This is a genomic window from Photobacterium piscicola (assembly GCF_900166965.1).
Classification (GTDB): domain Bacteria; phylum Pseudomonadota; class Gammaproteobacteria; order Enterobacterales; family Vibrionaceae; genus Photobacterium; species Photobacterium piscicola.
In genome coordinates this window covers 1-14,960 of the sequence record NZ_FUZI01000002.1, presented here as the reverse complement: position 1 = coordinate 14,960, position 14,960 = coordinate 1, and the positions used below count along the sequence as shown (strand labels likewise).

The 14,960-nt window shown below is 39.2% G+C and carries 13 protein-coding genes; 9 read left to right on the top strand and 4 right to left on the bottom strand.

Annotation, left to right across the window (positions count from 1 at the left end; all coding sequences use genetic code 11):
• Positions 1 to 92: 92 nt before the first annotated feature.
• On the bottom strand, positions 93 to 365 hold the full coding sequence (locus CZ809_RS06290; protein ID WP_080156590.1) for a hypothetical protein: 273 nt from the start codon (positions 363 to 365) through the stop codon (positions 93 to 95).
• 294 nt (positions 366 to 659) lie between these two features.
• Here CZ809_RS06290 and pheS point away from each other — a divergent pair, with 294 nt between their 5' ends.
• From pheS to btuD, 6 genes are all read left to right on the top strand, one after another.
• Positions 660 to 1,643 (top strand): phenylalanine--tRNA ligase subunit alpha, encoded by a 984-nt coding sequence (pheS, locus tag CZ809_RS06285; protein ID WP_080156589.1) that lies wholly within the window; start codon positions 660 to 662, stop codon positions 1,641 to 1,643.
• 20 nt (positions 1,644 to 1,663) lie between these two features.
• Entirely contained in the window at positions 1,664 to 4,063 is a 2,400-nt protein-coding gene (pheT, locus tag CZ809_RS06280) for a phenylalanine--tRNA ligase subunit beta (protein WP_080156588.1), read from the top strand.
• A gap of 457 nt (positions 4,064 to 4,520) precedes the next feature.
• A complete protein-coding gene (gene ihfA, locus CZ809_RS06275) occupies positions 4,521 to 4,817 on the top strand; it encodes an integration host factor subunit alpha (protein ID WP_036795089.1) in 297 nt (98 codons plus the stop codon).
• Positions 4,818 to 5,037: 220 nt separating this feature from the next.
• On the top strand, positions 5,038 to 6,102 hold the full coding sequence (locus CZ809_RS06270; protein WP_080156587.1) for a succinylglutamate desuccinylase: 1,065 nt from the start codon (positions 5,038 to 5,040) through the stop codon (positions 6,100 to 6,102).
• A gap of 96 nt (positions 6,103 to 6,198) precedes the next feature.
• Positions 6,199 to 7,191, top strand: coding sequence for a vitamin B12 ABC transporter permease BtuC (btuC, locus tag CZ809_RS06265; RefSeq protein WP_080156586.1), 993 nt, complete (start codon positions 6,199 to 6,201; stop codon positions 7,189 to 7,191).
• 48 nt (positions 7,192 to 7,239) lie between these two features.
• The gene (gene btuD / locus CZ809_RS06260) at positions 7,240 to 8,001 is read left to right on the top strand and encodes a vitamin B12 ABC transporter ATP-binding protein BtuD (protein ID WP_080157167.1); all 762 of its coding nucleotides are present in this window, start codon (positions 7,240 to 7,242) and stop codon (positions 7,999 to 8,001) included.
• 85 nt (positions 8,002 to 8,086) lie between these two features.
• Here the strand turns inward: btuD and CZ809_RS06255 are convergent, their stop codons facing one another.
• Both CZ809_RS06255 and CZ809_RS06250 read right to left on the bottom strand, forming a co-directional pair.
• The gene (locus CZ809_RS06255) at positions 8,087 to 9,745 is read right to left on the bottom strand and encodes a putative transporter (RefSeq protein ID WP_080156585.1); all 1,659 of its coding nucleotides are present in this window, start codon (positions 9,743 to 9,745) and stop codon (positions 8,087 to 8,089) included.
• A 296-nt stretch (positions 9,746 to 10,041) separates the two neighbouring features.
• Positions 10,042 to 10,665, bottom strand: a complete 624-nt coding sequence (locus tag CZ809_RS06250; protein ID WP_080156584.1) for a thiol:disulfide interchange protein DsbA/DsbL — start codon at positions 10,663 to 10,665, stop codon at positions 10,042 to 10,044.
• Positions 10,666 to 10,900: 235 nt separating this feature from the next.
• Here CZ809_RS06250 and yegD point away from each other — a divergent pair, with 235 nt between their 5' ends.
• A complete protein-coding gene (gene yegD / locus CZ809_RS06245; protein WP_080156583.1) occupies positions 10,901 to 12,253 on the top strand; it encodes a molecular chaperone in 1,353 nt (450 codons plus the stop codon).
• A gap of 74 nt (positions 12,254 to 12,327) precedes the next feature.
• Here yegD and CZ809_RS06240 read toward each other — a convergent pair whose 3' ends face one another.
• Positions 12,328 to 12,639, bottom strand: a complete 312-nt coding sequence (locus CZ809_RS06240; protein ID WP_080156582.1) for a high-potential iron-sulfur protein — start codon at positions 12,637 to 12,639, stop codon at positions 12,328 to 12,330.
• Between the two features lie 525 nt (positions 12,640 to 13,164).
• Here CZ809_RS06240 and dtpA point away from each other — a divergent pair.
• Both dtpA and CZ809_RS21155 read left to right on the top strand, forming a co-directional pair.
• Positions 13,165 to 14,643 carry a dipeptide/tripeptide permease DtpA gene (gene dtpA / locus CZ809_RS06235; protein ID WP_080156581.1) on the top strand — a complete coding sequence of 493 codons (1,479 nt, stop codon included), beginning with the start codon at positions 13,165 to 13,167 and terminating at the stop codon, positions 14,641 to 14,643.
• A gap of 86 nt (positions 14,644 to 14,729) precedes the next feature.
• Positions 14,730 to 14,885 carry a hypothetical protein gene (locus tag CZ809_RS21155; RefSeq protein WP_159447938.1) on the top strand — a complete coding sequence of 52 codons (156 nt, stop codon included), beginning with the start codon at positions 14,730 to 14,732 and terminating at the stop codon, positions 14,883 to 14,885.
• The last annotated feature ends 75 nt before the right edge of the window (positions 14,886 to 14,960 follow it).

The window sequence follows — 14,960 nt, the reverse complement described above, 5'->3', positions numbered from 1 at the left end:
GGTGAGTTGGGTCGCATAACAAACCATATTTTTATATTTAATAATAACGTGGTTTGTTATGGCTTAGAAAAGGGAGTATTGAATGTGGATGTTTATTGGTGTTGAGCTAAATAAGCTTTCATTTGTTGTTTTGAATGTTTAAGGCCAACTAACAAATAAGCAAGAAAACCAACAAACATGAAATTAAACCCTACATAGTAGATTATATGAATGAAATCGATGTGTGTTTGATTACTTAGGTTATCTTTCATTTCAATTGGCATACTTGAGAACATGCCATAATTACCGAGGATCACCAGCCCAAAGCAGAGTAAGGATGCAAAAGTGCTCATTTTAATTAAGGCTGAAAAAGATTGGGTGTTCATGCTAATTATTCCAAATTAAATATAGCTGAAATTTACTTTTTTTGGCTTGTTTTAGAAAGAGAGAAAAATGGAATATAGGTGTGCGAAATCTGTTTTATAGTCAATCCAAATTATTTTCAGTGTGCTTAAAAAGTACAATTTCATATTTTAATGGGCAAAGACGTTTTTTTTTCGTCCAAACTTACTGTTTTATTACGATTCAATTTGGATTTAGACGCTGCTTTCTTTAGTATGTATCGTTATGCGATTTTATATCTCCCTTAAGGACGCCACCTGTGGGTGGATGAGGATACGATGCAACATCTAGACGAGATTATTGCCAACGCAACGGCAGCTATTGAGCAGGCTGATTCATCAGTCGCTCTGGACGAAGTTCGAGTTCAATTCTTAGGCAAGAAGGGTCATTTAACTCTTCAACTACAAGCCCTAGGTAAATTACCACCAGAAGAGCGTCGCACTGCTGGTCAAGAAATTAATAAAGCGAAACAAGTAGTACAAACATTACTTGTTGAGCGTAAAGATGGTCTACAGCGTGCAGAGCTTGAAGCAAAGCTTGCCGCTGAGACTGTTGATGTTTCTTTACCTGGTCGCCGTATTGAAAATGGTGGTCTTCACCCAGTGACACGTACCATTGAACGTATTGAAAGTTTCTTTGGTGAGCTTGGTTTTACAACTGAAGCGGGTCCTGAAATTGAAGATGCTTTCCACAACTTCGATGCACTAAACATTGCAGAAGATCACCCTGCACGTACTGATCACGATACGTTCTTCTTTAACCCAGATCTAATGCTACGTACGCATACTTCTGGTGTTCAGATCCGTACGATGGAAGCGGGTAAACCACCATTCCGTTTCATCGCACCAGGTCGTGTTTACCGTAATGACTACGATCAAACTCACACACCAATGTTCCACCAAGTGGAAGGTATGTTAGTTGATGAGAACGTAAACTTTGCGCAACTTAAAGGTATTCTTCACGATTTCCTTTGCAATTTCTTTGAAGAAGAAGTTGAAGTGCGTTTCCGTCCTTCATTCTTCCCATTTACTGAGCCTTCAGCTGAAGTTGATGTAAAAGGTAAGAACGGTAAATGGTTAGAAGTACTAGGCTGTGGCATGGTACACCCTAATGTTTTACGTTCAGTTAACATCGATCCTGAGAAGTATTCAGGCTTTGCATTTGGTATGGGCGTTGAGCGTCTAACTATGCTTCGTTACGGTGTTAACGATTTACGTGCGTTCTTTGAGAACGATTTACGTTTCCTTAAACAGTTCAAGTAAGCACTAGGGGCTAGAAAACTATGAAATTCTCTGAATCTTGGCTACGCGAGTGGGTTAGTCCTGCAGTAAACAGCGAAGAACTAGCTCACCAAATCACAATGGCTGGTTTGGAAGTTGACGGTATTGAAGCAGTTGCTGGTGAATTCACTGGCGTTAAAGTAGGTCAGGTTGTTGAGTGTGCTCCACACCCAGACGCTGACAAACTACGCGTAACAAAAGTTGATATTGGCGCTGAAGAGTTGCTAGATATCGTTTGTGGCGCATCTAACTGTCGTCAAGGTATCAAGGTTGCAGTTGCAACTGTTGGTGCTGTTCTGCCTGGTGATTTCAAAATCAAGAAGGCAAAACTACGTGGTCAACCTTCTCACGGTATGCTTTGTTCTTTCACAGAACTTGGTATTGATATTGAATCAGATGGCATCATGGAATTAGCAGCAGACGCTGTTCTTGGTACTGATTTCCGTGAGTTCCTAGGTCTTGACGATGTTACTATCGATGTAGACCTAACGGCTAACCGTGCTGACTGTCTAAGCATTGCTGGTCTTGCTCGTGAAGTTGGCGTATTGAACCGCGCTGAAGTGACTGAGCCTCAGTTTGATATTATCGCACCAACAGCGGCTGATACGATTTCAATCGAAGTTAAAGCACCTGTTGCATGTCCACGTTACCTTGGCCGTATTGTTCGTAATGTTAATGCGCAAGCTGAAACACCATTATGGATGCAAGAAAAACTACGTCGCTGTGGTACTCGCTCAATTGATGCAATCGTAGATATCACTAACTACGTATTGCTTGAAATGGGTCAGCCAATGCACGCTTTCGATCTTGCTAAGATTGATGGTGGTATTGTGGTTCGTATGGCAGAGCAGGGCGAAAAGCTGACTCTTCTTGACGGCAACGAAGCGGAATTAAACGACAATACACTAGTGATTGCTGATAACAAGCAAGCACTAGCGATTGCGGGTATTTTCGGTGGTCAATTCTCTGGCGTTAATGCTGAGACTAAAGACGTACTACTTGAGTGTGCATTCTTTGCACCTGATGCGATCCGTGGCCGTGCTCGTAGCTACGGTCTACATACTGATTCTTCTCACCGCTTTGAGCGTGGTGTTGATGCAACACTACAAATGAAAGCAATGGAGCGCGCAACTGCACTTCTTGTTGAAATTTGTGGTGGTGAAGTAGCACCAATCGTTGAAGCTGAATCAGAAGCTGATTTACCTAAAGCTGCAACAATTGAACTACGTCGTTCTAAATTAGATCGTCTATTAGGCCATTCAATTGCTTCTGAAGAAGTAGTAGAAATCCTAACGCGTCTTGGCTGTGATGTTGAAACAACAGATGCTGGCTGGAAAGCAACGGCACCTGCATGGCGTTTTGACATGGCAATTGAAGAAGATTTAGTGGAAGAAGTGGGTCGTATTTTCGGCTACAACAATATCCCTAATCAATCGCCTGTTGCTGCACTTAGCATGAACTTACATAAAGAAGCGAATTTACCGCTTAAACGTGTACGTGATTTGCTTGTTGGCCGTGGTTTCCAAGAAGCTATTACTTACAGCTTTGTAGAGCCTGAGCAACAAAAACTTATCGTGCCTGAAATTGAACCATTGATTCTGCCATTCCCAATTTCTGCGGATATGTCAGCAATGCGTTTGAGCTTATGGACTGGCCTACTAAATACAGTAGTATTCAACCAAAAGCGTCAACAGCCACGTGTGCGTTTATTTGAAGCTGGTTTACGTTTTGTACCTGAGCAAAATGCTGAAAACGGTATGCGTCAAGATATGATGCTTGCAGGTGTTATTGCTGGTACACGTAGTGATGAACATTGGGACATTGAAACTAACACTGTTGATTTCTTTGATCTTAAAGGTGATTTAGAAGCCGTTCTTGAGCTAACAGCAAAAGATAGCTATAGCTTTAAAGCCGCTAAACACCCAGCACTTCACCCTGGCCAAACAGCAGCAATTGTTGTTGATGCCGGTCTTGAAACTGAGCGTGAAGTTGGCTTTATTGGTACTGTTCATCCTGAGCTTGAGCGTAAGTTTGGTCTTAATGGCCGTACTATTGCGTTTGAAGTTGAGTGGGATGCTATTAATAAGCGTGACTTACCAGAAGCAGTAGCACTGTCTAAGTTCCCTGCTAACCGTCGTGATATTGCTGTTGTTGTTAATAATGATGTAGCTGCAAATGATATTATTGCAGCATGTCGTGATAACGGTGGCGAGTTATTAAGAGCAGTTAATCTGTTTGACGTTTACACTGGCAAAGGTGTTGATGACGGTCAGAAGAGTCTTGCAATTGCGTTAACGTTGCAATCAACTGAACGTACATTAGAAGAAGCTGATATTGCAGCAGCAGTAGAAAGTATTGTTAATGCATTGGCTGAAAAATTTGATGCATCACTTCGTGATTAAAAAAACATCATAATTAAATTTAAGTCTTTGTTTTCGAAAAGCAGCCTTTAGGGGCTGCTTTTTTTTGATCTAGATCTAAAAAATAATAACAGTTTGATAAATAGTTATATTTTCTATTTGAGCGTTATGAATTAGAGTTTTTAACTATATATCTTTAGTTTTTTAGTGATTTAGCACTGTTGAGTATAAAAACAAGATCAACTAGATGCATTGTTATAGTAAAATTTAGCAACTAAAATGGCGTTATTTGACATGAAGTTAACGTAAAAAAGTTGGCGAAAATCAGCGAGTTGGCTTAGACTGAGTCTAGTTAATAGTGAGAGGGATAATATAGTCCCGTAGTTTTGAATGTTTAAAATTACATCTCTAATTAACATATACCTTATTCACAGTGGCATACTTTTTATATTGTAGGTATGGACACTATCTATTCAACATAGTCTTGAGGGAGTTATCTATGGCGCTCACAAAAGCCGATTTGGCTGAGAACCTGTTTGAAAATGTTGGATTAAGCAAACGGGACGCCAAGGATACGGTGGAAGTCTTCTTTGAAGAAGTTAGGAAGGCTCTAGAAAATGGTGAGCAAGTTAAATTATCTGGTTTTGGTAATTTTGATTTGCGTGACAAAAATGAGAGACCTGGAAGAAACCCTAAAACAGGGGAAGATATTCCTATCTCAGCACGCCGTGTCGTTACATTCCGTCCTGGTCAGAAGCTGAAGGCACGTGTCGAAAGTTTAGAAGTTAATAAATAAATCTTTCACAAGTTTGCTGATCCGAACCGAAACCCAAGTAAATGTATTTTTGCTTGGGTTTTTTATTATCTTATTTTTGCGATTGTGTTGATGGGAGGGCTATATTGAGAGAAAGGGACATTGAATAATTAGAATAGTAGTGGTGGTTATTATAAGGATGAAAGAGAGAGCAAAGATAAGACGAAGGATTGTTTAACATAATGAACATGGAGGTAGTGAAATGACATTAATTGAGCAGATCAAACGAGGGCGATTCCTTGATGCGACGTGTGATTTCTCGCAACCATTTATAGCAGAAGAATGGACATTAGATTCTGGGTTGCATTGTCAATTGTTGTACCGTGGCGTATTACAGATCACGCCAAGGGAGCTATCGAGTGATGCAAAAGATATTGTGTTGTCTTCTGGTATCCACGGTGATGAGACATCACCAATAGAACTTATTCAGCAAGTTGCCTCTAGTATCTTACTTGGCCATATTCAACCCATGCACCGATTATTATTAATTATTGCTCATCCTGAGGCTGTTAATTATCAGCAACGTTTCATGACTGAAAATATGAATCGTTTGTTCCAAGTAAGAAATCCTGAACGAAATAATGAATGCTGCATTGCTAATGCGCTGCAATTAGCCATCAACAGCTTCTATGGTGCTTCTATTGCCATAAGGCCAGAACGATGGCATCTTGACTTGCATTGTGCTATTCGCCCCTCACAACACGACACCTTTGCTATTAGCCCTTATACGGATAAACAGACGCGCAGTAATAAATTGTTTAGTTTTATTCACCATGCAAAACTTGATGCGGTATTGTTGTCTAATACACCGTCACCGACTTTTGCTTGGTACAGTGCTGAATATCATGGTGCACAAGCACTTACAGTAGAACTTGGACGAGTGGGTAAGATTGGGCATAATGATTTTACGTTATTAGCACCATTTAAAGATGCGATGCTGCAGTTAATTACTGGTGCGGCTTTACCTATTATTTGGACCAGTGAAGTTGCGGTGTATCAAGTCAGTCGCACTATTATTAAGCGTCACGATGATTTCTTTTTTACCTTTAACGATGATGTCGCTAATTTTACTTTTTTTGCAGAAGGCGATGATTTTGCAATTGAAGGCGATCAAACTTATAGCGCAGCTACTGGTGGTGAGGCGGTTGTTTTTCCTAACCAACATGTGATCCTTGGACAGCGAGCTGTATTGATGGTTAAGAAAGCGAATTTGATCTTTGATGAGCAAGTGCGAGTTTGTGCTATAGCTAACACATCATATTTATAACTACCTTTAATGCTTCTCTTTTTCCTCTATTTATTTACATTATAATATCGGCTATGTATGGTATTTAGCCTTATTTTTTGAGCGTAATAAGTATTGATGTTGTTAAATGAATTATTATCCCGACAGCAACGACGATGGCGTACCTGTTTGATTGTGTCGTCGCTGCTGTTAGTGGTTATTTGTGTGTTTGCTGTTGCTGTTGGTGAAGTCTGGATTTTACCGTGGGCTCCGAATGGCGCACTTGAGCAACAATTATTATTACAATTACGAATACCACGCGTATTAGCCGCCTTAATTGTTGGTGCGGCATTGGCAAGTTCAGGGGCGGTATTACAAGTATTATTAGGTAATCCATTAGCAGAACCTGGTGTGTTAGGTATTTCGGGTGGTGCCAGTCTGGCCGTAGTGCTATTACTTTTTGTGACCGCTATTACACCAACGCCTTTTATTACCATGATGGCAGCGATGGCTGGCGCGTTATTGTTTACTCTTATTCTCGTTGGCTTTTCACGTCGCCAAAAAATCTCAATGGCGCGCTTATTATTAATTGGCGTTGCGCTTGGTATTTTATCAGGGGCAGTGGTGACATGGGCGTTTTATTTCAGTGATGATTTAAGTATGCGCCAATTGATGTATTGGTTGATGGGCAGTGTCGGTGGTGTGAGTTGGGAGCAATTGTCACTCTTATTTGTGATTGTGCCAGTATTGATCGTGCTTTGTATGCAAGGTAAATCATTGGATGTGATGATGCTGGGTGATGTGACTGCGCGGCAATTAGGCGTCGATGTTAGACGTATTCGATGGTTATTGATTTTGATGATCTCGTTATTGGTGGGCTGTTCGGTGGCACTTGCTGGGGTGATTGGGTTTGTTGGTTTAGTTGTCCCGCACTTATTACGGTTACAGTTTGGTACTGAAAATCGGTATTTACTGCCTCTTTCTGCTATTTGTGGCGGCATATTATTAGTATTAGCTGACACCTTATCACGAGTATTATTAGCTGACGCAGATTTACCTATTGGAGTGGTGACAACGTCACTAGGCGCACCCGTGTTTATTTGGATGCTGATGCGTTCGCAGTTGGATTAAATTATGGCAACAAAATTGGATAATGACGCGAGCTCGACATTAATGACTATCGTTTTAACTGCTCAAAATATCGCTTTTGTGCCACGGTTGTTACCGTTGTCATTAACTCTTTATTCTGGGCAAATCACGCATGTTATAGGGCCTAATGGTAGTGGTAAGAGTACAGTACTCTCTATTTTATCAGGATTATTTGATTATAGTGGTCGTATTAAATTACTGAATATTGATTTGGCGGATTATGATTTGCCATCGTTAGCACATGTTCGCAGTTATTTATCACAACAAGATAAACCCAGTTTTTCTATTCCTGTATTTCAATATTTATCTTTGGCGGTTTCTGCTTTGCAGAATGTTGACATGACGCAATTGCAACTGGCATTAGATGAAATATGTCAGCGTCTAGATATTCAAGATAAGTTATCACGCAATATTCAACAATTATCTGGTGGTGAATGGCAACGAGTACGACTTGCCGCTGCATGTTTACAAGTTTGGCCAACGATTAACCCCCAAGCAACGCTGTTATTGCTTGATGAACCAGCTGCCGCTTTAGATATTGGTCAAGAAGCGGCGATGTATCAATTAGTTCGAAAAATGTCACAGCAGGGTATTACGGTTGTTATGGTGAATCATGATCTCAATCGAACCTTACGTGAAGCGGATAATGTGATGTTGCTAGATCAGGGACGATGTGTTGCGTTTGGTAGTGTTGAGCAGGTTATGACTGTTGAGAGTTTACAAGCAGTGTTTAAAACCAGTATTGATAAAATAGATCATAATGGAAGGCCATGTCTGGTGTTTATTGATTAACTGAAGTTATTTAATGATGTGATTTTTTCTGGAATAAGTAACAGCCATTATCGTCTGAATACTAACGATAATGGCTGTTTTTTTGTTATCCAATCCAGAGTAGGATAGCCAGTATTTGCGGTGATAAAATACGTAAACACATAACGAGTGGATAAACGGTAGCATAAGAAAGTGCCGCAGCACCATTACTAGGATGCAGTCCATTTGCAAATGCTAGTGCTGGTGGATCTGTCATTGATCCGGCTAACATGCCACACATAGAAAGGTAGTTAAGTTCACCAAATATACGCGCAATACAGCCTGTAATGATTAAAGGAATGAAAGTGATTAAGGCACCATAAGCCATCCAACTAAAACCATCTCCATTGACCAAAGTGTCAATGAAACCACTGCCTGATTTTAATCCCACTACAGCCAAGAATAAGACAATCCCTATTTCACGTAATGCTAAGTTAGCGCTAGGTGGCATAAACCAATAAAGTTTACCAATGCTACCAATACGAGCCAGTATTAAGGCAACAATTAAAGGACCACCGGCAAGACCAAGCTTGAGTGCGGCAGGAAACCCTGGCAGATACAAAGGAATTGAACCTAATAAGATACCTAAGCCGATACCAATAAAGATAGGTAGCATTTGTACGTGTTGGAGTTTTTGTTCGGCATTACCCACCATGCCGCTTACGGCAGCAATAGCATCTTTACTACCAACAAGGTTAAGAATATCACCAAATTGGAGTGATGTTTGGCTATTAGGCACCAATTCAACACCGGCTCGGTTAAGCCGAGAAATCACCACATCATATTTTTCTTTTAATTCCAATTCACGAATTTTTTTGCCTAATACAATTTCATTCGTGACCACTAAACGTTCAACTTGTAAATCAGTACCTTTTGTTGAAAGGGAGATATCAACAATATCACCAATCACTAATCGTGCTTTCTCAAGAGCCACTTTTGTACCCACTAAATGTAATACATCGTTGAGTTCAATCGTGGTTGATTCTTTAGGTATCGACAGTTGATTACCTCGTTTTAAGCGTGAACAAATAATAGCGCCTTCGGTGATCGCTGGAATTTGAACAAAGGTAAGGCCATTTAAATTAGGATTGCGAACGGCAACGTTGAGCGTTTGTAAGCCTTCTTTTTTGTCACCACTGTTAGAGTTGTAAACCATTGCTTCTTTATCAATATTAACTTTAAATATTAATCGTAATAGCCACATTGTGATGAGGATGCCACAAATACCAAAAGGATAAGCGACGGCATAGCCCATACCGGTTATATCTAATAAATCAGTAGAAACACCAAGCTCTGATAGAATTTGTTGTCCTGCACCTAATGCTGGCGTATTTGTGACAGCGCCAGAATAGATACCCAATAAAATGGGGAGTGGTACATCAAAAACAATATAAAGCATGATTGCGACGACACAACCTAATAATACGACCAGTGCTGCAAAACCATTGAGTTTTAAACCAGAACTACGTAAAGATGCAAAAAAGCCAGGTCCAACTTGAATACCAATAGTGTAGACAAATAAAATCAAACCAAATTCTTGAATAAAATGTAAAGTATGTGCATTTAAAGTGATGCCCATTGTTTCGGTATAATGTCCGACAATAATTCCGCCAAATAATACGCCACCAATACCTAGACCAACGCCTTTAATGCGCCAGTTTCCCATCCATAAACCGAGTACGGCTACCAGTGATAATATACTGATAGATAAAGCAATATCACTCATAACAAGCACCTCCTTGTTAATGTTAAAAATCCATTTATACCTATTATAATAAGCACCTATATTTGTACGACAAATTAAGGGTGAATGTTATAGCTTTTTTATGAAAATGGGGTGGGGTATGAAGAATTAACTGCAAATAGAATGATGGAGTGATATTTAAAAAATATTGATGGCGAGATTATTAATCTTAGGGTAAGTGGTTTATGACTTCACACTGTTTTTATTCGTTATTCTTCTGTTTTTGAATAAAAAAATACCTGCCAATGGCAGGTATTTATAACACAATATTTAAATGATTATTGTTTGTTCTTTAGATAATCAATGGTGTTTGCTAAATCTTGTAGGTTCTTATGAGCACTGGTATTTACAAGATATTTGCCATTGATTAGGAAGGCAGGTACTGACTCTAGCGCTGCATTACGGACAATATCTTCTGACTGTTGGAACATCTTAAAGACTTCTTTTTGTTGAGCTTCTGTTAACTCATAAGGGCTTTTTAGTTTGTTATCATGGAAGATCTTATCAATAGCAGCTTTACGTTGATCTGCTGTCATGTCTTTTGGTGAGTCTTGCACAAACGCAAATAATTGCTCAACTAATGCGTGGCTTGGGTTGTTATCTGTTTGTACCATTGCGGCATAGAAGATGAAGGCGGCTTTTTGAGCGCTTTCATTAAAAATAACGTGAACTTGCTTAATATTGCTATTCGTTAATTTTTTGATTTCTGGAAGAATGCTTTCCATTTTACGGCAATGACCGCAAGAAAGAGAAAAAATTTCGGTGATGCCCTTCATTTCAGGCATAGGTGTTGGGATCACTGAGTACTGATCACCTTCTTGTGGTGTTTTTGAATCAGAACAGCCAGATAATGCAAAAACAGTAAAGAGTAGAACAAAAAAAGCTTGATAAATACGTTTCATGTTTCGGTACTTTTATAAATAAGAATTATTCCATTATGTCGATAATTTATGATAAATGCATCGATAAAATGATAAAAACTCATAAAAAATGTGCCACTTAATTGATTTGTGTACGAATGTTAAACGTTTATAGGTGCCGAGAGGTTATCTAATATTAAGCGTGAATATCTCCGTGTGTTGCGCCTTATAATCAGCTATTATTAGCGGCTTTTTTGCCGCATGTGAGTGTTAATCGATGTACATTGGATTTGATTATGGAACCGCGAATTGTTCGGTTGCAGTGATGGAAGATAGTAAGCCTAAACTTTTACCGTTAGAGAACAATAATCAATATATTCCGTCGACCTTATGTGCACCGACACGAGAAGCTGTGTCTGAATATCTGTATCGCTTTATGGGGGTTTCACCATCAAACAGTGTTGGTGAGCAAGTTTTACGTCGCGCAATGGCTTTTAATCGAGAAGAAGATATTGAGGTTGTTGCTGGCGATGTACAGTTTGGACAGGCTGCACTTGATCTTTATCTTGATGATCCCGAAGAAGTCTATTATGTAAAATCACCAAAATCATTTTTGGGTGCCAATGGCTTACGTGATGGTCAAATTAGTTTTTTTGAAGATCTTGTTTGCGCAATGATGGTCAACATTAAACGTACGGCCGAGCAAAGTTTACAACAAGATATCACCAGTACCGTTATTGGACGTCCGGTAAACTTTCAAGGGATTGGTGGCGAAAATGCTAACCAACAAGCAGAAGGGATTTTATCTCAGGCTGCAAAACGAGCTGGCTTTAAAAATGTGTGCTTTCAATTTGAACCTGTTGCTGCTGGGCTTGAGTATGAATCAACCTTAACCGCAGATAAAACTGTGCTGGTGGTTGATATCGGTGGTGGTACAACTGACTGCTCATTAATTCAGATGGGACCTAGTTTTCGTCATTTAACCGATCGTAGTTCAAGTTTATTGGCGCATAGTGGTCAACGTATTGGTGGTAATGATCTTGATATCCATTTAGCGTTTAAACAACTTATGCCTCAATTTGGTTTAGGCAGCAAAACGGTACGTGGTATTGATATGCCGTTTAATCAGTTTTGGAACCCGATTGCGATTAATAATGTTGCAGCACAGACTGAATTTTACGGTGATGCTAATTTACGTGCGCTAGAAAAGTTGCGTCACGATGCAGCTGATCCACAATTATTGTCACGATTGATTCATGTGTATCATGAGACACTTGGTTATCAGATTATTCGCCATGCAGAAGAGGCGAAAATTGCACTATCGAGCCAAGCTCACCACACGGTGAATATGGCATTGATGCAAGATTTATTTCATGTGGATATTTCAGCACAGCAGTTAGCAGAAGCAATTGAAACACCGAAAGAGAAAATGCGAGAGCTTGTCATTGAAGCGATGGCTCAAAGTCAAATTAAGCCTGATGCTATCTTCATGACCGGTGGTACTGCACGTTCACCTATTTTACGCCAATGCATAGAGCAACAGTTACCGAATATTCCTATCGTAAGCGGGAGCTACTTTGGTTCTGTAACGGCGGGATTAGCGCGTTGGGGTGAGCGTTGTTACCGCTAAACGAATAACGGTAATAATATAAAAATGCCTGCGCTATGACGCAGGCATTTTTAAATGATAACGGGAAATAATACTTATGCGGGTTTGGGTGCATAAGCTGAACACCAACCATTGATATTGACTGCTTTACCTGGGAATAGAGCACAAGGCTGCCAGTGATTATTATTGATACCATTGCGAATTAATAAGCAGTTTTTGCATTGCTGGTTCTTGACCGTCGATTGATTTACATATTTTAGTGCGACAGCTTGTGGGTTACTTTCTTCTAGATGAGGAAGATCCGCCGCATATGCTGGGCGTATAAGAAATTTATTCCCCATGGTTAATCCAATAATACCACTTGCAGTAAATTGCATAAAACGACGCCGTGATAATGTAGTTCGCATAATACTTACCTTATTCTTCATATTGAATATTTATATTGAGTAAAACTTAATAAGAGTAAAAATAAGTAACGCAATTAATCTAACAATATGACCTATATTCTCGTTTTTAAATAATAGTATAGGAAGAGATAAAAAAGATTATAAAAGAGTCTATTTCTATTACCTTAAATGGAAATGATAATCATTGTTATTTGTAATAATTGTATTTAAATAAATGATAATATATTAAATTAATATTCGAACGATGTTTTAATGCTGTAATTGTATGTTTACAAAGAAATTAATAAAAATAACATATTGGTGGTATTTAATATTCCATTTTCGGTGTCTTTATTTATTGTTTTATTTCAGTCTTAATGTAAGAAAATGCATAACTATAATCTGTAGCTGCTTTTTATTTTATATTCATTACTAATAAAACGGTATAGCGTCATTATTCTTGTTATTTCACATTGGGGCGAAATAACACTAAGAAATATACGTGTTTAGATTAGTTTTACCTGAAACCTTTCAAGGAAACAGCATATGTCTGACGGGAACGTATTTAAACAACCAAAACCGTTCTATTTGATATTTTCAATTGAATTCTGGGAACGTTTTGGTTTCTACGGTATGCAAGCAATTTTAACTGTTTATATGGTTAAAATTCTTGGCATGTCAGAAACTGCTTCTTTTACTTTATTTGGTGCCTTTTCTGCATTAGTTTATGGCTCTGTTGCTATCGGTGGCTGGGTAGGGGATAAAGTTCTCGGAACAAAAAGAACCATCAGATTAGGCGCGATGGTGCTTGTTGTTGGTTATGCTTTATTAGGTTTATCTGCAACCAGTGGTTATGGTGGTTCAGATCTTATCTATATAGCAATGGGCTTTATTACCATGGGTAATGGCTTATTTAAGGCAAACCCTTCAAGTTTACTAGCAAAAGTTTATGGTAAAGACGATCCCCGCCTGGATGGTGCATTTACAATGTACTATATGGCTATCAACCTAGGTTCGTTTTTCTCAATGCTATTATCACCATGGATCGCAGAGAGATTTGGTTATGACTTTGCTTTTGGTGTGAGTGCTGCAGGCCTGGTTATTACTCTTATTAACTTCTTTATTAGTGGTCATATTGTTAAAACTATCGGTTCTAAGCCGGATATGAAGCCTGTTAACAAAACATATTACCTTGGCGTTGTTATCGGTACTATTGTATTAAGTTTTGTTAGCTCAGTATTATTACAGCACCTATTTTATGCACATGCTATTTTAATTGTTGTTGGTTGTACAATTGTTGGTTTGTACTTTAAAGAGCTATTCTCAACATCAGGTATTGAACGTGCAAAAATGTTCGTTGCCTTTATATTAATGCTACAAGGTGTAGTGTTCTTTGTTCTTTATTTCCAAATGCCGACATCACTGAACTTTTTTGCTATCCATAATATTTCTCATGACTTATTTGGTATCAGTGTTGCGCCTGAACAGTTTCAAGCACTTAATCCATTATGGATCATGATTGCCAGCCCAGTACTTGCGATGATTTACAATAAATATGGCGATCGTTTCTCTATGCCATTTAAATTTGCATTGGGCATGGTGCTATGTAGCTTGTCATTCTTAGTGTTAGTACTTGGTGCGCATTTTGCCAATAGCGATGGTATTGTTGATTCAAACTGGCTTATTGTTTCTTATGGATTCCAATCTATCGGTGAGTTATTCGTATCTGGTCTTGGTTTAGCAATGGTAGCTCAACTTGTACCACAACGTATGATGGGCTTTGCAATGGGTATGTGGTTCCTAACATCAGCAACTGCTGCGGTTGTTGCTGGTTGGGTTGCGACGCTAACTGCAGCGCCTGCAAACGTTATTGAACCGCATCAAACACTAATGTTATATAGCCATGTGTTTGGTATTATTGGTTACTCTACTGCGGGTATTGCTCTGTTCACTATGATTATTGCGCCTAAGCTAACACGTGTTATGCGTGGTGAAGATACACCAGCGGCAGTAACCGCAGCATAATCATAAGCTAATCTCATAAGTTAAAAGTATAAAATTAAACGGATGCCGACTGATAAAGTCATTGGCATCCGTTTTTTTTGTTAATAATGCGAGAGCAGGAAGAGCAGGAAGAGCAGGAAGAGCAGGAAGAGCAGGAAGAGCAGGAAGAGCAGGAAGAGCAGGAAGAGCAGGAAGAGCAGGAAGAGCAGGAAGAGCAGGAAGAGCAGGAAGAGCATGAAGAGCAGGAAGAGCAGGAAGGGTAGTGTATTGATACTAGTGTAGAAGTGAAGTAGATGTAGGAGAGTTAGATTGAGCGAGATTGTTGAGTGTAAGTTGGT

Coding starts and splice junctions, on each gene's coding strand:
- CZ809_RS06290 (WP_080156590.1), bottom strand. CDS start 365: ATGAACACCCAATCTTTTTCAGCCTTAATTAAAATGAGCACTTTTGCA.
- pheS (WP_080156589.1), top strand. CDS start 660: ATGCAACATCTAGACGAGATTATTGCCAACGCAACGGCAGCTATTGAG.
- pheT (WP_080156588.1), top strand. CDS start 1,664: ATGAAATTCTCTGAATCTTGGCTACGCGAGTGGGTTAGTCCTGCAGTA.
- ihfA (WP_036795089.1), top strand. CDS start 4,521: ATGGCGCTCACAAAAGCCGATTTGGCTGAGAACCTGTTTGAAAATGTT.
- CZ809_RS06270 (WP_080156587.1), top strand. CDS start 5,038: ATGACATTAATTGAGCAGATCAAACGAGGGCGATTCCTTGATGCGACG.
- btuC (WP_080156586.1), top strand. CDS start 6,199: ATGTTGTTAAATGAATTATTATCCCGACAGCAACGACGATGGCGTACC.
- CZ809_RS06255 (WP_080156585.1), bottom strand. CDS start 9,745: ATGAGTGATATTGCTTTATCTATCAGTATATTATCACTGGTAGCCGTA.
- CZ809_RS06250 (WP_080156584.1), bottom strand. CDS start 10,665: ATGAAACGTATTTATCAAGCTTTTTTTGTTCTACTCTTTACTGTTTTT.
- yegD (WP_080156583.1), top strand. CDS start 10,901: ATGTACATTGGATTTGATTATGGAACCGCGAATTGTTCGGTTGCAGTG.
- CZ809_RS06240 (WP_080156582.1), bottom strand. CDS start 12,639: ATGCGAACTACATTATCACGGCGTCGTTTTATGCAATTTACTGCAAGT.
- dtpA (WP_080156581.1), top strand. CDS start 13,165: ATGTCTGACGGGAACGTATTTAAACAACCAAAACCGTTCTATTTGATA.
- CZ809_RS21155 (WP_159447938.1), top strand. CDS start 14,730: ATGCGAGAGCAGGAAGAGCAGGAAGAGCAGGAAGAGCAGGAAGAGCAG.